General features: G+C 35.0%; 14 protein-coding genes. 3 read left to right on the top strand and 11 right to left on the bottom strand.

Going from position 1 to position 18,695, the window contains the following annotated elements; genetic code table 11:
• Positions 1 to 9 precede the first annotated feature (9 nt).
• The 5 genes from GTK47_RS12230 to GTK47_RS12250 form a co-directional block, all read right to left on the bottom strand.
• Positions 10 to 2,379: a fimbria/pilus outer membrane usher protein gene (locus GTK47_RS12230; protein WP_165123518.1), complete on the bottom strand. Its 2,370-nt coding sequence runs from the start codon at positions 2,377 to 2,379 to the stop codon at positions 10 to 12.
• The gene (locus tag GTK47_RS12235; protein WP_165123520.1) at positions 2,369 to 2,761 is read right to left on the bottom strand and encodes a molecular chaperone; all 393 of its coding nucleotides are present in this window, start codon (positions 2,759 to 2,761) and stop codon (positions 2,369 to 2,371) included. Before GTK47_RS12235 ends, GTK47_RS12230 begins: the two co-directional genes overlap by 11 nt.
• A complete protein-coding gene (locus GTK47_RS12240) occupies positions 2,749 to 3,063 on the bottom strand; it encodes a fimbria/pilus periplasmic chaperone (protein ID WP_165123522.1) in 315 nt (104 codons plus the stop codon). The genes GTK47_RS12235 and GTK47_RS12240 overlap by 13 nt, the downstream gene beginning before the upstream one ends.
• Before the next feature lie 77 nt (positions 3,064 to 3,140).
• A complete protein-coding gene (locus tag GTK47_RS12245) occupies positions 3,141 to 3,689 on the bottom strand; it encodes a fimbrial protein (protein WP_165123524.1) in 549 nt (182 codons plus the stop codon).
• A 357-nt stretch (positions 3,690 to 4,046) separates the two neighbouring features.
• Positions 4,047 to 4,670, bottom strand: a complete 624-nt coding sequence (locus GTK47_RS12250) for an FMN-dependent NADH-azoreductase (RefSeq protein ID WP_165123526.1) — start codon at positions 4,668 to 4,670, stop codon at positions 4,047 to 4,049.
• Between the two features lie 233 nt (positions 4,671 to 4,903).
• On the opposite strand from GTK47_RS12250, the gene hrpA reads away from it, so the two are divergent.
• The gene (gene hrpA / locus GTK47_RS12255) at positions 4,904 to 8,800 is read left to right on the top strand and encodes an ATP-dependent RNA helicase HrpA (RefSeq protein ID WP_165123528.1); all 3,897 of its coding nucleotides are present in this window, start codon (positions 4,904 to 4,906) and stop codon (positions 8,798 to 8,800) included.
• Positions 8,801 to 9,043: 243 nt separating this feature from the next.
• On the opposite strand, the gene GTK47_RS12260 is transcribed toward hrpA, so the two are convergent.
• Complete coding sequence (locus GTK47_RS12260; RefSeq protein ID WP_165123530.1) at positions 9,044 to 10,438, bottom strand: basic amino acid/polyamine antiporter; 1,395 nt, start codon at positions 10,436 to 10,438, stop codon at positions 9,044 to 9,046.
• Between the two features lie 265 nt (positions 10,439 to 10,703).
• Positions 10,704 to 11,657, bottom strand: a complete 954-nt coding sequence (gene ydgH, locus GTK47_RS12265) for a DUF1471 family protein YdgH (RefSeq protein ID WP_165123532.1) — start codon at positions 11,655 to 11,657, stop codon at positions 10,704 to 10,706.
• Between the two features lie 386 nt (positions 11,658 to 12,043).
• Between ydgH and pntA the strand changes: the two genes are divergently transcribed.
• Positions 12,044 to 13,573: a Re/Si-specific NAD(P)(+) transhydrogenase subunit alpha gene (gene pntA / locus GTK47_RS12270; RefSeq protein WP_165123534.1), complete on the top strand. Its 1,530-nt coding sequence runs from the start codon at positions 12,044 to 12,046 to the stop codon at positions 13,571 to 13,573.
• Between the two features lie 11 nt (positions 13,574 to 13,584).
• Positions 13,585 to 14,973 carry a Re/Si-specific NAD(P)(+) transhydrogenase subunit beta gene (pntB, locus tag GTK47_RS12275; protein WP_165123536.1) on the top strand — a complete coding sequence of 463 codons (1,389 nt, stop codon included), beginning with the start codon at positions 13,585 to 13,587 and terminating at the stop codon, positions 14,971 to 14,973.
• Between the two features lie 64 nt (positions 14,974 to 15,037).
• Here pntB and GTK47_RS12280 read toward each other — a convergent pair whose 3' ends face one another.
• From GTK47_RS12280 to GTK47_RS12295, 4 genes are all read right to left on the bottom strand, one after another.
• Positions 15,038 to 15,994 carry a hypothetical protein gene (locus GTK47_RS12280; RefSeq protein WP_165123538.1) on the bottom strand — a complete coding sequence of 319 codons (957 nt, stop codon included), beginning with the start codon at positions 15,992 to 15,994 and terminating at the stop codon, positions 15,038 to 15,040.
• A gap of 27 nt (positions 15,995 to 16,021) precedes the next feature.
• Positions 16,022 to 16,597, bottom strand: coding sequence for a LemA family protein (locus tag GTK47_RS12285; protein WP_165123540.1), 576 nt, complete (start codon positions 16,595 to 16,597; stop codon positions 16,022 to 16,024).
• Positions 16,598 to 16,798: 201 nt separating this feature from the next.
• Entirely contained in the window at positions 16,799 to 17,749 is a 951-nt protein-coding gene (gene uspE, locus GTK47_RS12290) for a universal stress protein UspE (protein WP_036912992.1), read from the bottom strand.
• Positions 17,750 to 17,890: 141 nt separating this feature from the next.
• Complete coding sequence (locus tag GTK47_RS12295; RefSeq protein ID WP_036936742.1) at positions 17,891 to 18,649, bottom strand: FNR family transcription factor; 759 nt, start codon at positions 18,647 to 18,649, stop codon at positions 17,891 to 17,893.
• Between the last annotated feature and the right edge of the window lie 46 nt (positions 18,650 to 18,695).

An 18,695-nucleotide genomic window follows, 5' to 3' on the forward strand; every position in this document is an offset into this window, starting at 1 on the left:
TGATTTAGTTTAAATACAATTGATTTCTTTTTTTATTAGTGTGGTGTTCTTTTCATTACCATCAATTTTATAATTAAATTGACACTGCTTATCTTCTCCCCATTTTACTTTTACTAATCCACTCTCTGTAATACCAGAAAGAAAAATAATATTATTTTCCGATACTAACCCATGTGATGTGATATTACCCTTTGTGTCTAATACGGTAACTATTGATGCGAAGGGAAGTGGCGTTGCTGATTTAAAAATAATACGATAGCCTATTTTTATAGGAAAAGTTATTTTAGATATTGCTCCAAATGTTGGAATAATAAATTTGCTATGGACTTCCGCTTCAGCTGATTGGGGAAGAGTGGCTATATTTAATTTAACATTACTTACCCGATAAGGAGCGATATTACTTAAAATTGCATTACCAAAAATATCTGTTTCCATTTTTGATGAATATGACGTTTTAATACCAGCTATTCCCTGAGTATCAATCAGTGCAAAGGTTCTACCTAATCGAGGCGCTAGCGTAATACCATCAGAATGAAGGACTGTAGCTCCATTAATTGAAAAATTAAGATTATAATTTTTTTCCGATTTAGAACCATAAAAGCTGAAAGATTGATAATTACCATTATAGCGAGTATTAACAGAAACTTGATTAGATTTTTTTTTAGGATAATGTGTGTGCTGATAGTTTACAGAATATCCCAAATTATTATTAAGTAATGTGCCGCCAATATTTGTACTGTTTATATAATTTTTATTATTGGTTTGATAATTTGTTTGATTATTAATCCAATGATGATGCTTACTATTTCCTATTGGTATTCGAATATTAAATGAAAATAAATGATCGGGAAAATGCTTTTCTTTTTTAAAGTCATACTTTAAATCGTAATTTAAGGTATGAAATGAGGATGAAAAAGATGTTCCTATTTCAAATGTTTTAGATGAATTATGGTATATTTTATCTCGATAATGTAAGGAGAGGTAGCCGAAGTCTTTAATTTTTTGATGTAAAGAAAATGAATGATTTTTTTTAATGCTACTTTCTGATAAGAAGTTATCTAGATAATGATAGAAAGAAATTTCTGAAGTAAAATAAGTTTCTATAATAGGAATGTTTTTTTGATAACGAAATTGATATTTGAAGTTATCTTCGTTTTTTCTTTCATAATTTACATTTGCTGCTAAACCGCCTAATATTCCTAAATCTAGAGACAATCCAGATAAATAATTCTGTTTATTATCCCATATTTTTATTGCACTGTAAGAGGTGATTTTTTGACTCAACCCATAGGAGAGTTCACTTAAAAAAAAGAATGGTTTTTTATTATTTGAATTTTCAGATAATGTGCCTGTAATAATATTATATAGATAGCTTCCTTTATTTAGTTGATTGGGTAATGATGTGAAATAATGTGTTGAGGTTTTTATTCTTCCATCAGCTTCTTTAATCTCCAAAGTGAGTTTTTTACTTCCTATTGAGGGGAGTGAGTTTATAAGAAAAGGACCAGGAGGAACCACTGTTTCATAAATGATTATATCGCCTTGTTTTATGATAACTTGAGCTTGAGTATCCGCGATCCCTTCGATAATAGGGCCGTTAGCATAAAGAGTGTTATTTGAAATTAAACTGTTGGATATTAATTGAAAGCCAATAATTTTATCGGTTGGTAATATTCGTGTTGTGGGTGAAAATTTACCCCCATAAAAAAGAGAAGAAAAAGAATTAACTTGTCGATATGCATAAATTGATGAAAGTTTAGATTGGTAATGATCTCTTGTCCAATCAAATCTATTTTGACTACGTACACGCCAAGCTCCCATGTTAATACCTGAGTGTAGATTAAGTTTTTGTTCAATAGGCTTTTCTTGATGATATTTAATCCAATACGAATATTGAGTGAATAATGCTGTAATTCCATCATCCCAGTCTTTTTCATCTACAATATTTTCCACTGTTGTTATTAATGCTTTTTGTGGAATAATTAGGTTTAATTTTTGATTTGAAAAAAAGTATTTAAAATTAATTGAATAATCACTTAAAGCTACTGGCTCTTGATCCTCTTTCTTCAAGTTATAAAAATCAGTATCAATACCAAGAGATATAAAATCATTTACAGAAAGACAAGGAGTTAACTTATTATCTATATTTTTAAAATAGAGAAGTTTTGCCATTTTTTTTCTATTGTTAATGTAAATTATCGAGTGATAAAACCCTTCTGGTTTTTTATCTTCAATAAGTAGCTTAATTGTTTCATCGCTAATATTAGAAAATGAATGAGAATAGAGAGAAAGCAAATTATTCTGAGCAATAGCATCTTTGTTGAAAATAATCATTAAAATAAAGAAAGTAATCTCTTTTTTTTTAAACTTAATCTTCATATATTATGGCCTTATCTGCTGCATTTATTTCTACGCCATACTGATTAATTGTTTTCCACTTAACCAATCCATTTTCTTTAATTTTATTTTTTGTATTATATTTTGTAAAAGGTGGAATTGTTTTACTTCCATTACTCAATAAAATCTCATTACAACTAACTGTAAGTAAGGTGATAAAATAAGGTGTTGGATTGTTTATAATAAACTCATGTTTTTTATTTTTTAAAAATTCGATTTTCTCATAAGCATTTTTTGCATCTTTTTCTATTGATATAGGTCTATATATTAAATTATAGACGGAATTCATTGTGACATGTAATAAATTTTTATTGTTGCCTGAGTCTGCTAGTAAAGGTATTCTTTTAATATTTACTCTATACAATGTTTCTCTATCTTTTTTTCTATTTCATCTGTCTTAAATATTTTCAAAGAATAAGTTTCATTTTTTTCTATTTTAAATAGTGGTGGGGTTATCATAAAAGGTAATTCATCATCATTTTTTTCATCATAATGTGAAATCCAGCTCTGTATAAAATAATCACTATTTGCTTTGTTATTTATTTCAACTATTTCTTGATTGATACTTTCAATAAAAATAAATTTATCTTTATTTATTTCTATAGATGATTGACTATATGAAGGAAAGATAAAAAACAATGTGAAAAAATTAATTTTTTTAAACATATTCTTTTGCTAGTTAAAGTGGAAAGTATAAATGTTAAAACAAAGCTGGTATTCCAGCTTTGTTGATTTATGGGGTTTTAATCTACAGCGATATCACTATATATAACATCAAAAGTTAAAATGGATGATACCTCACCTTGTGTTGCATCTAGGCCATTAGGTTTCATATAGTTAACGTCAAATAAAAATTGTGCACTGTTATTTTCTTTATCCACATTAAATTGAAATTCTCTAGGTCTTTTATTACTTAAATCAATGATATTTTTATCAGTATCAAAAATAGCAACCTCAACATTGCTACCGTTAGCGGCTAAATTTTTTAAAAGTCGTTTAGCTTGTTTTGGTATTTGTAATTGCAATTTATTAATGCTTTTACCACAGTTAGTAAATTGAATCAAAAGGGGCTGAGCTGCAGTTTTGGCAATATTATCGCTACCAAAATTATTTGCTTGAACTGACGGTAATTCAATGGGTTGTATTGCCTCTAGTTGACATTTTGGATTTGATGTAACAGAACCATTAATTGTAATTGTTCCTATGTTTTTTTCTGTATATTCAGCAGCATTTGATTGAGTTGATAAAAGAGTCGTAGATAGAATAAATAATGAGAGTATGTTTTTTTTCATCGTAAGTTCCATTTATTGAATTAAGAAAGCTATTTAATTACTTCTATATTATTTAAAGCGATTAAATGTTATTAATTTGGTTTTTATAAATCAAATTAGTTTTCTATATGAATGTTTATTTGCAACATGAATAAAAGAATAAACAATAAAATATGGTTATTAAAATAATCTGTTTTTTATTATTGTTTTGATGGTTTGATTAAATTTAGTTTTTTTTACTATTAAGGTTTTTAAATTGTAAATTAGAAATGATTTTTTTATAAAAGAAAAATTAACATACCTTTGTATTTGATGAAGTATAAAATTTAGATATAAAAAAAGCACCTGAAGTAGGTGCTTTTAGATAAATATAAATTATTATTTTACTGTAATGCTTCTTGAATTAACAACAGCATCAATTTGTTTTTGTGCTTGTAGGTGAGATTGCTGTGCGTATTCTTCACCATATGCTGTACCTTCAGCCATAATAAACTGTACGTCATTGATACCGATAAAAGCTAAAAATTGTTTTAGGAATGGAACAATAAGATCAGAAGGTTGATCTTTATGAACACCACCACGACTGGTTAATACAACTGCTTGTTTATTTTCAAGTAAGCCAACAGAACCTGCTTCAGTATATTTAAACGTTTCACCGGCGCGAGCAATAAAATCAATATAATGCTTTAATTGAGCCGAAATTGAAAAGTTATACATTGGTGCAGTAATCACTATCATATCGTGAGCTTTTAATTCACTAATTAACTCATCTGATAATGCTCGGGCTGTTTTTTGTTCATCTGATAGCATTGCTGTCTCTTTGCCAAATGCAAAGAGTGTTGCTTGGTCTAAAGTAGGTACTGGGTTTTTAGCGAGGTCACGTATTGTAATCAAGTCATCTTTATGATTACTTTGCCAATTTTCAATTAAATAATCGGTCATTTTATTACTGTGCGAATAGCTATCTAAAATGCTGGATTTTAGTACAAGGATCTTTTTCATTATTTTCTCGTGGTCTATAACATGTTCTATTTATTTAAATTTATTAGTTGGTAGTAGTTTACCCGATCTTTAAAATATCACATCACAATCCTTTGAATATGCTATTCAAAATTATTGATTATATAAAATCATATACTAAGAAATTTAATCAAGCCTTTATGTGCCAATAGCCTGTTGTGATATCATACGGGCATTAGTTTTGATTAGAATAACCTCAAAAAGGATAATAAAAGGTGACATTATCATCTGCCACGCTCTACCAAGAAATAGAGCAATTATCGTTGCGGGAGCAGCAACGATTAAGAAAACGTCTACGTGGCGTCGCTAAAATTAATAATGAAGAGTCTAAACAAGCGGTATTAAGTGCAATTAAAGACGATATTACAACGGCACAACAGATGATAATTCGCCGTCGTGCCAATTGTCCTGAAATTACTTACCCAGAAAACCTTCCTGTTAGCCAAAAGAAAGATGCTATTTATAATGCAATAAGAGATAACCAAGTCGTTATTATTGCAGGGGAAACTGGCTCAGGTAAAACAACACAGATCCCTAAAATTTGTCTTGAATTAGGACGAGGGATCAAAGGTTTCATTGGTCATACTCAGCCTCGCCGTTTAGCTGCACGGTCAGTTGCTGAACGTATCGCTCATGAGTTAAAAAGTACGTTAGGAGAATCCGTAGGTTATAAGGTCCGCTTTAGCGACCATGTTGGCGATAATACTCTCGTCAAGTTAATGACAGATGGTATTTTATTGGCAGAATTACAGCAAGATAAGCTGTTATTACAATATGACACTATCATTATTGATGAAGCCCATGAACGTAGTTTAAATATCGACTTTATTCTTGGTTATTTAAAACAGCTATTACCTAAGCGTCCTGATTTAAAAGTTATTATTACTTCTGCAACCATCGATCCTGAACGTTTTTCTAAACATTTTAGTCAAGCACCTATTATTGAGGTGTCAGGTAGAACTTATCCTGTTGAAGTGAGATATCGTCCTATTGGTGGTGATGAACTTGATAGTGATAAGGATATGACCGATGGTATTGTTGATGCTATTGATGAATTAAGCAGAGAAAGTGCAGGTGATATTCTTATTTTTATGAGTGGTGAGCGCGAAATTCGCGACACTGCTGATGCGCTGAATAAATTACAACTTCGCCATACTGAAGTATTACCTTTATTTGCCCGTTTATCTAATAGTGAACAGAATAGAATATTTCATCCTCATAACGGTAGACGTATTATTTTAGCGACTAACGTCGCCGAAACGTCATTAACTGTACCCGGTATTAAGTACGTTATTGATACCGGATTTGCGCGTGTTAGCCGTTATAGTTATCGAACTAAAGTACAACGACTTCCAATTGAGCCTATTTCTCAAGCTTCAGCAAATCAAAGAAAAGGGCGTTGTGGTCGTGTTTCTGACGGTATTTGTATTCGCCTTTATTCTGAAGATGATTTTATTTCTCGTTCTGAGTTTACTGATCCTGAAATACTAAGAACTAACCTTGCATCTGTTATTTTGCAAATGACGTCGATAGGGTTAGGTGATATTAGTGCCTTCCCATTTGTGCAGCCACCGGATAAACGCAATATTCAAGATGGCGTTCGTTTATTAGAAGAACTAGGCGCGTTACAAGGCGAAACCGACCACAATGGTGCTTATCGTTTAACCCCGATGGGAAAACAACTTGCACAACTTCCTATCGATCCTCGTTTAGCAAGAATGGTACTTGAAGCGCGTAAATATGGTGCAGTGAAAGAGTTGATGGTTATTACATCTGCACTTTCAATTCAAGATCCACGCGAAAGACCGATGGATAAACAGCAAGCCTCTGATGAAAAGCATCGACGCTTCCAAGATAAAGACTCTGACTTCTTATCTTTTTTAAATATGTGGGATTATTTAAAAACCCAGCAAAAAGAGTTGAGTCATTCTCAATTTAGAAAATTGTGTCGTCAAGAATTCTTAAACTTTATGCGAGTAAGGGAATGGCAGGATGTTTATACACAACTGCGACAAGTTGTTAAAGAATTAGGGTTCCCTGTTAATAGTGAACCTGCTGACTTTAGAAGCGTTCACGTTTCGTTATTAAGTGGTTTACTGTCGCATATTGGGCAAAAGGATGCAGATAAACAAGAGTTTACTGGCGCAAGAAATGCCCGTTTTTCTATTTATCCGGGCTCGGGTTTGTTTAAAAAACCACCAAAATGGACAATGGTGGCAGAGTTAGTCGAGACATCTCGTCTATGGGGAAGAATTGCGGCACGCGTTGAACCTGAATGGATAGAACCTATCGCTGAACATTTGGTAAAACATCAATATAGCGAGCCTCATTGGTCAAAAGCGCAAGGCGCTGTAATGGCTAATGAAAAAGTCACCCTGTATGGTTTACCGATTGTTGCTTCTCGACCTATTAATTACAGTCAAATTGATCCACTTTTATGTCGTGAGCTTTTTATCCGCCATGCATTGGTGGAAGGAGATTGGCAAACTCGTCATGCATTTTTCCGTGATAATTTAAAACTACGGACAGAAGTTGAAGAGTTAGAGCATAAATCTCGTCGTCGAGACATTCTTGTTGACGATGAAACCATGTTTACGTTCTATGATCAGCGAATACCTCAGGATGTGGTTTCGTCTCGTCATTTTGATAAATGGTGGAAAGAGGCACAAAAGGCATCACCGGATCTGCTTAACTTTGAAAAAAGTATGCTAATGAAAGATGATGCTAAGCGTGTTAGCGCACTGGATTATCCAAATTATTGGCACCAAGATAATTTAAAATTACGCTTAACCTATCAATTTGAACCGGGTACTGCGGCTGATGGTGTCACTGTTCATATTCCATTACCTATTTTAAATCAGGTAAAAGACGAAGGTTTTGACTGGCAAATTCCGGGTATTCGCCATGAACTGATTGTGGCTTTAATTAAATCACTACCAAAACCTATCCGTCGTAATTTTGTACCAGCACCTAATTATGCTTCTGCTTTTTTAGAGCGTGTACCTCAAGTTGAAGGTGATTTACTCGATAGACTTGAAAAAGAGTTGCGTCGTATGACAGGAGTGACAGTTGATAGAGAAAGCTGGCAGCTTGACCAAGTTGCTGATCACTTAAAAATGACATTCCGTGTTGTTGGCGAAAAAAATAAAACACTAGCAGAAAGTAAAGATCTCAATAAATTAAAAGAGAATTTAAAGGAAAAAGTGCAAGAAACATTATCAGCAGTCGCTGATGATGGTATTGAACAACAAGATTTACATATTTGGAGTTTTGGTGATTTGCCTCAGCGTTATGAGCAAAAACGGGGTGGCTATTCAGTGAAAGCTTATCCTGCACTTGTTGATGAAAAAAATAGTGTGGGTATTAAGCTTTTTGAAACAGAATCTGAGCAGCAAGCTTCAATGTGGGAAGGGGTAAGACGGTTATTATTATTAAATATTCCGTCACCTATTAAATACCTGCATGAGAAATTACCTAATAAAGCCAAACTCGGTCTTTACTTTAACCCTTATGGCAAAGTGTTGGAGTTGATTGATGACTGTATTGCTTGTGGTGTTGATAAACTGATGGCGTCTTACGGTGGTTTAATTTGGCAAGAAGATGAATATCAAAAACTGCAAGAATATGTCAGAGCTGAACTAAACGATGCAGTGGTTGAAATAGCAAAACAAGTTGAGGCAATTTTAACTCAAGTATTTGCTATCAATAAGCGTTTAAAAGGGCGAGTGGATATTAGCGTTGCTTTTGCACTATCTGATATTAAAGCTCAACTTGGTCAGTTAGTTTTTCCTGGTTTTGTTACCTCTCATGGATGGAAACGTCTTGCTGATATTCCTCGTTATTTGAGTGCAATTGAAAAACGAATGGAAAAACTTGCTATTGATCCTAATCGCGATCGGGCGCAAATGAGTCGAGTTGAAAATGTTATTCAGCAGTGGCAACAGTGGTTAGGCAAACTAACCGAGAAACAAAAGCAGCAAGAAGAAGTGCAAAATATTCGTTGGATGATAGAAGAGCTAAGAGTCAGCTTATTTGCTCAACAGATAGGGACTCCATATCCAATATCAGATAAACGCATATTGCAGGCGATAGAACAAATTAGTTTCAATTAATCAAACTATTACATATTTAGACCCACGGGAATTTATGCTTCTTGTGGGTTTTTTTATTATCTTACTAATTAATAGTTACCTATATATTAGTTACAACATACTATCTGATTCTTGATTTATACACACCTAACCATCCGTGTAAAAAATAACAGCTTGTCAGGGAAATTTCTTGACTTAAGTGGAATTTTCTTGAAGAGAAGAGAGGTCGAGAGGTACTGTTTTTCAGCACCCCTCAGATTATCTTTAGTAAATAGTTAAGTAACCCAATGCTGGAATAGCGCCAAATAAGACAAGAGCTAACAGAATTTTCTCACTTAAGAGTAGCGGCTTTTTATCTTTATACTGTTTACGTGTATATAAAAACATCAGAATACCTGGTGCATACAGAACAACAGAGAGTAATAAATTAATAACACCTGATGCATAAAGTAACCATAAACCATATAAACTTGCCGGTATGGCAATTAACAATAAAGCACGACTACTGCGAGCAATTGCTACTTTAAATAAAAATGCACCTACGAGAAAATAAGGTACTAGGATCATCTCTGATGCAATAGTCAGTAATGTGTTGTAGTTACTTCCTGTCAGCCAAATTAAAACTAAAGAGAATTGAACGGCAAAATTGGTAAACCATAACGAAGCCGAAGGAGCATCATTTTTATTCTGCTTCCCTAATTGTTTCGGGAAAGAGTGATGTAGTGCTGCAATATACGGCACTTCCGCGGCCATAATTGTCCAGCTTAAGTAAGCACCACATACAGAAAGAATAAGACCTGCTGCAATAATTATCTCGCCCATGCTACCAATAAGTTGAACAAGTAGTGGTGCCATTGATGGGTTTTTCATCGCTGCCAATTCTGCTTGGCTCACTAAACCTTGTGATAACAAAGTCACAAGAATATAGATAATCAAAGCGATGACAACGGCAAGCACTGTTGCTAAACCAACATCACGACGGTTTTTAGCTCTTGCGGAAACAACAACTGCCCCTTCAATACCAATAAATACCCACAACGTGATCAGCATGGTATTTTTGACTTGATCCCAAACTGGGACACCTAGATTTACACCTTTAAAATCAAGGGTAAATATATCCATATTGAAAGCTAATAGGGCGACAATAACAAATAATCCTAAAGGAAGTAGCTTTGCCATTGTTGCCATTAAATTAATGCTGGCGGCAGTTTGAACACCCCGTAAAACAAGAAAATGGACAACCCAAAGTAAGATTGATTCTCCAATTAATGCTTGCCATGTATTTCCATCGCCAAAAATAATGTTTTCTGGTGTGTCTGTAAAAAAGCTAAAGGCAGCAAAAACAATAACTAGATAAGAAACGTTAGCAACGACAGCGCAAACCCAATAGCCCCACGCTGAACAAAAACCGATGAACTCACCAAATCCTTCTTTCGCATAGGTAAAAATACCACCATCAAGATCAGGGCGAAGGCGAGAGAGGAGTAATAAAGAGGTAGCAAGAAAGAGGATACCAATGCCTGTTATTATCCAGCCAATAATCAATGCGGCAGGACTGGCAACTTCGGCCATATTTTGAGGCAAACTGAATACACCTGCACCAACCATCGAGCTTAATACTAATGCGGTGAGTGATATTAAGCCAAGTTTCTTATTCAAGGATAATTACCTACATGATTAAAATTGTAAATAAATAGCGTATTTTCTTGTTTTTTGGTCAGTAAATAGAATAAATATGAATATCTCAAATTTAAATAAAGATAAAAACACTAAAAAACAGCGAGATTTTACGGAGAGTTGCGTTGGTTGTCTATGCATTAAATCATAAAAATTATTCACTTTTACAAATATAATGTCTGATTGATTAAATTTTGCATAAAAAAAACCTTGCCGGAGCAAGGTTTTTATCAATAAGAAATTTTTATTACTTGAATAGGTCTGCCGTAATAGTGACTGTACCACCATCACTTTGCCATTCATTGGTAATATGGTAGAACTTAGCGCCTTTTGCTGCTGCACGCTTAGCAACTTGATACGAGATTTCTGGTGAGTTTACAAAGTATCCACTAAAAGTAATGGTATCGAAAGGGTCCATTAATGCAGCAGCTGCTTTATTAACTTCTTGAATTTCAGTACCATTTGGTAAAGTTACAGTGTAACGACCACTTGCGCCTGAAGTTTGTGTATCAGCAAATGCGCCTACGCTTCTATCAAAGTCAGTGTTTGAAGCAAGGCCTGGCTTTTCAACTTTATTGGCAGCGGCTCCGCCTTCTGCAATAAGTGCGCGACCAGCATCTGAGTCATAAGGAACAACAGCTTCTGGTGCTTGAATAGCACGTTTAGGTGCATCTTTTTTGTAGATATAAGCTGTTACTTCTTGGTTACCACCATCATTCGTTGATACGTTACGAACAATAAAGAATGATGCAGCACCTTTTTTAGCTGCCGCTTTTGCAATTGCATCGTTAATATCAGGGGTTGTTGGGAAGTAACCACGGATAGAAACAGTATCAAATGGTTGTAACAGAATTGCTTCAGGTTTTGGTAATTCAGTTACGCCATGAAAAACACGATAGCTTTCTTCTTCTGCTTTGGGTGCATCTTTATGGTATAGATCAGCAGTAACACTCATGTTGCCACTATCACTAATATCATCTAGGCCTTGAATATAGAAACTATCAGCACCGACTTTATCCGCACGACGAGATACCGCATCAGCGGCTTCATAAATAGCGTTAAAACGACCGATAACTGTAATTCTTTCAAATGGTTTTAGTTCTGCAGCTTGTTCGGGTGTTAATTCCTGAGCAGCCTGCGCAACAGTGATATTAGTTAAAGACAACATCGCTGCTGCGATGACTGAGGTTTTCAGCTTCATACAAAATCCTTCCGCCTTGCGCAATTAATATTGGTCATGTGCTGAACGTAGTGGTTTATCACATAGGGATTAATTATTACATGTAATAATAGCATTTGTCGCATTATTTTATTTAGCGAATCACCACAGAGTCAAATGACCAGTATATGTTACCAGATATTTACCTGAATATAGTGAATAATTCATAAATATGCCTTTTCGACTAAAATGATCCAATTAAGTTCAATTTTAGCTTTACACAGATATAGATTATTGGTTTTATTTTCAGTAGGTTATTAGAGCTCCGATTAATGGCATGAATATTATTATTTTTAACATTTTTTTTGCATGAATGTGAAGTTAACGGAGAAGTTTTAACAGATCTCTATGGATAAGAAGGGAAAATTATGCGAATTGGTATACCCAAAGAGCGACTTTCTAATGAAACAAGGGTTGCAGCTACACCAGCTACAGTGACTCAACTCATAAAATTAGGATTTACAGTCGCAGTTGAAAATGGTGCAGGTATTGCTTCAAGCTTCGAAGATAAAGCTTATCAGGAAGCTGGTGCCGAGATCCTCGCTCTTAAAAATGTTTGGGAATCAGACATTATTTTGAAGGTAAATGCACCGCTGGATAATGAAATAACGTTGCTACAAGATGGTGCGACACTGGTGAGTTTTATTTGGCCAGCGCAAAATGCGGCATTGCTCGAAAAGTTAGCTGAAAAGAATATTAATGTTATGGCAATGGATAGTGTGCCACGTATTTCTCGTGCACAATCCCTTGATGCGTTAAGTTCAATGGCAAACATCGCAGGCTATCGTGCCGTTGTAGAAGCAGCCCATGAATTCGGAAGATTCTTTACGGGGCAAATTACTGCGGCAGGTAAAGTACCACCAGCTAAAGTGATGGTTATTGGTGCGGGTGTTGCAGGTCTTGCTGCAATTGGTGCGGCAGGAAGCCTCGGCGCAATTGTTCGTGCATTTGATACTCGTCCTGAAGTTAAAGAACAAGTTCAAAGCATGGGTGCTGAATTCCTTGAGCTTGATTTTAAAGAAGAAGCTGGTAGTGGTGATGGTTATGCTAAAGTAATGTCAAAAGCATTTATTGATGCTGAAATGGCATTGTTTGCAGAACAGGCAAAAGATGTTGATATCATCATTACAACGGCATTAATCCCAGGAAAACCTGCTCCTCGTTTAATAACGAAAGAGATGGTCGATTCGATGAAGCCGGGAAGCGTTGTTGTTGATCTTGCAGCTCAAAATGGGGGTAACTGTGAATATACCGTGCCTAATGAAGTCTTTACGACAGAACATGGCGTAAAAATTATTGGTTACACTGATTTAGCCGCTCGTTTACCTGCACAGTCATCTCAGCTTTATGGTACTAACTTAGTCAATCTACTGAAATTATTGTGTAAAGAGAAAGACGGTAATATCAATATCGATTTCGATGATGTTGTTATTCGTGGTGTGACCGTTATCCGTGCTGGTGAAGTAACATGGCCCGCGCCACCAATTCAAGTTTCCGCACAACCTAAAGCAGCTCCAACTGCAAAACCACAAGAAAAGCCCGTTGCTAAACCAGTTTCACCTTGGAAGAAATACAGTTTATTAGCGATAGCTTTCTTATTGTTTGCATGGCTTGCAAATGTTGCGCCGAAAGAGTTTTTATCTCACTTTACGGTATTCGCACTTTCATGTGTTGTAGGTTATTACGTTGTTTGGAATGTAAGTCATTCATTGCACACACCATTAATGTCAGTTACAAACGCAATTTCAGGCATTATCGTCGTCGGTGCTTTACTCCAAATTGGTAGTGGTGGCTGGGTTAGCCTATTTTCGTTTATCGCAATATTGATTGCGAGTATTAATATTTTTGGTGGATTTACTGTTACTCAACGTATGTTGAAAATGTTCCGTAAAGGATAAGGGAGACAATTATGTCCAGCGGAGTTGTTACAGCGGCATATATTGTCGCCGCAATATTATTTATTTTCAGCCTTGCCGGCTTATCAAAGCATGAAACCTCTAAACAAGGTAATTACTTTGGTATTGCAGGGATGGCAATTGCACTGTTCGCAACCATTTTCGGGCCTTATGCTGGCAATGTAGGTTGGATCATTATTGCAATGGTAATCGGTGCCGTTATTGGTATTCGTTTAGCTAAAAAAGTCGAAATGACTCAGATGCCAGAATTGGTCGCAATCTTACACAGTTTTGTAGGTTTAGCGGCGGTTTTAGTCGGTTTTAACAGTTATCTTGACCACAATACGGCAATGGATCCTATAATGGTGAATATTCACCTAACGGAGGTCTTTTTAGGGATCTTCATTGGTGCTGTTACATTTACGGGTTCAATTGTCGCTTATGGTAAATTAAGTGGAAAAATGTCATCTAAACCGATGATGTTACCTAATCGCCATAAATTAAATCTTGCAGCTTTAGTTGTTTCTTTCTTATTGATGGTTTGGTTTGTTAAAACTGACAGCGTTGGTTTACAAGTTTTCTTAATCATCGTAATGACTGTGATTGCCTTAGCATTTGGTTGGCATTTAGTTGCATCAATTGGTGGTGCGGATATGCCAGTTGTTGTTTCGATGCTGAACTCTTACTCAGGATGGGCTGCGGCTGCTGCGGGCTTTATGTTAAGTAATGACCTGTTAATTGTAACAGGTGCATTAGTAGGTTCTTCAGGTGCTATCCTTTCTTATATTATGTGTAAGGCGATGAATCGCTCTTTTATTAGCGTAATAGCCGGTGGATTTGGTACTGACGGCTCAGCGTCAACAGAAGAAAGTGAAATGGGTGAATACCGCGAAACAACCGCTGAAGAAGTGGCTGATATGCTGAAAAACTCCACATCAGTTATTATCACTCCGGGTTACGGATTAGCGGTTGCTCAAGCACAATATCCTGTACATGATATTACTGAGAAATTGCGCCAACGTGGTGTGAAAGTGCGTTTTGGTATTCACCCAGTAGCAGGGCGTTTACCGGGCCATATGAATGTGTTGTTAGCAGAAGCTAAAGTACCTTATGACGTTGTATTAGAAATGGATGAGATTAATGATGATTTCTCTGACACTGATACCGTTTTAGTTATTGGTGCTAACGATACAGTAAACCCAGCGGCACAAGATGATCCAAACAGCCCAATTGCAGGTATGCCAGTATTAGAAGTGTGGAAAGCGCAGAATGTTATTGTGTTTAAACGCTCAATGAATACAGGTTATGCAGGGGTTCAAAATCCACTGTTCTTTAAAGAGAATACACAAATGTTGTTTGGTGATGCTAAAGCCAGTGTGGATGCAATTTTAAAAGCGCTGTAATAGATACAAATAGCGAATAGTAAAAAGCCAGTCAAATTATTTGACTGGCTTTTTTAATGGCACTTTAAAAATTATCTTCTGAATACTTTAACAATATATTATAGAGCTCTATATATTGATAAACTTTGGGAAGTTTATAAGTGGTTTTATTTAATTCATCTAGAAATACATCTGGTGAGTTTATATTAGAGTCCGCTGTATAGATCAAAGCATCAGAATCATCAGAACTAATACATATCATTCCTTTAGCATTAATTTCTATATTAAGATGGATGAAGTTATCACTTAAATTAAGTATTGCTTCGACAATTGATGGTTTTAAAAATTTAGCAAGTTGATGTTGGTCTTGAGCGCCTAAAGAGAATTGTTGATTAAATTGATGCAATGCCAATTTATAAGGTATTTTGTAAGGTGTTTTACCTTCACTAATAATAAAAATATTTTTAAATCGAGGGGGAAAATGAAATATCATGCCACAACGATAATGTGTATAGACTTCTTTTTTAGTGGCTAAATCTCGTTCAATAAATTCGCCTTCATAAAAATAGAACTTTTTATTATTATTATCAATGGATTGATATTCTAGTGTGATTGTTCTTGAATCGTTACCTCGCTTTAATTCCTCAAAATCATTTATAATTGAACTGACATAGCCATTTTTTATTGGCATGCAGTGTAAGTTAAGATCAAGTAGTCCCCATTTTTGATAAATTTCAGCACTGATATCATCAAGTTTGCTACTAATAGCAACAAATAGCCATCCATAATAAAAAACACCGAACAAAGAGAGAATAAATACACATAAACCACACACTATAAAATGTATATCGATGAAGCTAATAAAAAGAAGCGTAAAACCTAATGTAAAGAGAAAAACAGCAATGTAATAAAAACGTTTAGGTTTTAATTTTTTAATAGATAATACAGTTTCTGTAAACTCTTGATAACTTTGTTGATATTTTAGTCTTTGTTCTAAAAGACTTAAGTTTTGAACAATCTTCGCATTTTTTAAATTTAGCAAAATAGGTACCTAAATGTCTCTGTTTATTTAGAATGTAGGTGTAAAACCTATTTCAGATGATGATGTTTTATGTTCAAAAGGCGTTGCAAGCCTTTTTTTCGTGAATACCTTATTAATATAATGATTGGGAAATACTTCGATACAAGAATTAAATGTTGCTACATTGCTGTTATAAACACGGATTGCGGCCCCAACATTATCTTCTTGATTTGAAATTTCATTAGCTAAATTACAATAAAGATCAATGGATTTTAACTCTGGATAATTTTCCACCACGACATTCATATTTTTCAGCATGTGTTGGAAGTGATGTTGAAAATTGTCTAAATCATGAGATGTAATGTTACTAGGTAAATCTGTTAATTTTACAGCAGCGCTACGCATTTGAGTTAAATCAAGAAGCGTCAAGGATTCAAATTCTTTATGTTCTTTTACCAGAGACTCGATTTTCGGAATAATTAAAGATTTTTGGCGTTGTTGTGTAATTACATCGGCCCAAGCCTGTCGTACACGATTATGATTTTTAATAATACTATTGTTTGTATAGATACAATAAAGTGGGATAAAAATTATAATAATTAAAGAGATAAGTGATAACGTCATTTTTATAATCCTTTTTTTTTTATCCTAAGTTAAATGATAACAGTTATTAACTAATTTACTATTTTTAAGTATTTATAATGATATTAAATTTACTCTATTTATTCATCAAATAGTGATAAGAATATGAAAAAATATAGGCGAAATAAAACGCCAATTGAATATTAATCAATTGGCATTTTATTGGTATACAAAGCAAAAAGTTTAATCGTGATCGCTATCAACAGTAATAGGGCAGGTAAAACCATCCGGTTTAATTGCTAATAAATCACACTTAATATGGTCGATAAGTTGTTCGGCTGTATTTCCTAAGAATGCAGCGGATAGGCCAGTTCTTCCTAAAATACCCAAAACAACAATCCCAGCGTTTAGCTCTTCACAAACTTGAGGGATCACTTGCTCTGGCAATCCTTCTTTAACATGTGTTTTCTCTTCTGGGATACAGAATTTCTGGCGCAGCTCTTTCATCGCAATAAGATGTTGACCACGTAATGCATTGTTATAAAGATTTGGATCAAAATCAGGTAACTCAATCGCAATATTAATAGGTGCAACAGGGTAGGCGCTAAGTAAATGGACATCAGGATCTTTTTGTATGCGATGAGATAAGTCGGTTGTTAGCTCAATCAGTTTGAGATTAAGCGCGTCATGATAAGATTCTTCATTTGATAAATTTGCGGCAACAACGATAGTACCGTATTCAGGCCACTCTTTATCTTTGACCATCCAAACAGGGCAAGGGCATTTTCTAAGCAATTGCCAATCAAGCGGAGTAAAAATAAGTGAACCTAATTTATCATGTTGATGAGCCATTTTAATCAGCAAGTCATGTTGATGCGCGACGACTTCTTCAATGATTGCTTCATAAGGGCGATTATGCCAAATGACTTTGATATCAATCTCTATACCGGCTTCAAGGTAATAGCGTGCTTGTTGTTTGATCCAAGCCGCCTTTTGGCTGATAACACCTTTACGCATTGCATTGCGTTCATCGGGAGATAAAAGGGTTGTCATGTCATAAGAGAGATCATAAACAGGTAGAAAAGCTTTTATCCGCCCACCATTACGCTGAACGATATAGACAGCACGACGAAGTGCCGGTTGGTCATCTTGGTTAGGATCAATGACAACGAGAAGGTTTTGATATTTTTCCATTGTAATATCCTCTTTAGGGCTGGATTTATCCATCTACAATTTAAAGATAACCCAAGAAGATAAAATTCAATAGCATAAAATAGAAAACGGGGCACAAATTTGTGTGCCCCGTTATAAAATTAGCATGTGAAATGTAACAAATTAAACTTCAGCTGATGAAGGAAGCTTACCTGCAAGTTCACTTAACAGTGTACTATCTTCGATAGTAATGTATTTGCCTTTAACACTTAACATACCACTTTTCTGGAAGCGGCCAAGTAAGCGGCTAATCGTTTCAACGGTTAAACCTAAGTAATTACCGATATCACCACGAGTCATGGTTAAACGGAATTCACGAGGAGAAAAACCACGTTGTGCAAAACGACGGGAGAGATTATAAATAAAAGCAGCCAGACGCTCTTCTGCATTCTTTTTCGATAGCAGTAAGATCATTTCTTGGTCACCTTTGATTTCACCACTCATTAGGCGCATCATTTGTTGACGTAAGTTAGGCATTTTACCTGACAGGTCATCCAACGTTTCAAATGGAATTTCACAAACCATAGAAGTTTCTAAAGCTTGTGCGAAACTTGGGTGTTCAGTATTAATAATGGCGTCAAAGCCAACCAAATCACCAGCAAGATGAAATCCTGTTATTTGCTCGTCGCCTTCTTCCGTAATGGTATAACTTTTAATTGTACCGGAACGTATGGCATAAAGTGATTTCAGCTCATCACCTGCTTTAAACAAGGTTTGACCTTTCTGGATGGGCTTTTTACGCTCGATAATATTATCGAGTTGATCAAGCTCATGCTCGTTTAAAGTAAACGGGATGCAGAGCTGGCTAATACTGCAATCCTGACAATGGATTGCACAACCGCCAGATTGGATTCGGCGAACGACGCGTTTTTCTGGGATCATAAGCTTGCTCATTACAAATAAAAATATTGATATGCGTCAATTTTAA

This window comes from Proteus sp. ZN5 (genome assembly GCF_011046025.1).
Classification (GTDB): domain Bacteria; phylum Pseudomonadota; class Gammaproteobacteria; order Enterobacterales; family Enterobacteriaceae; genus Proteus.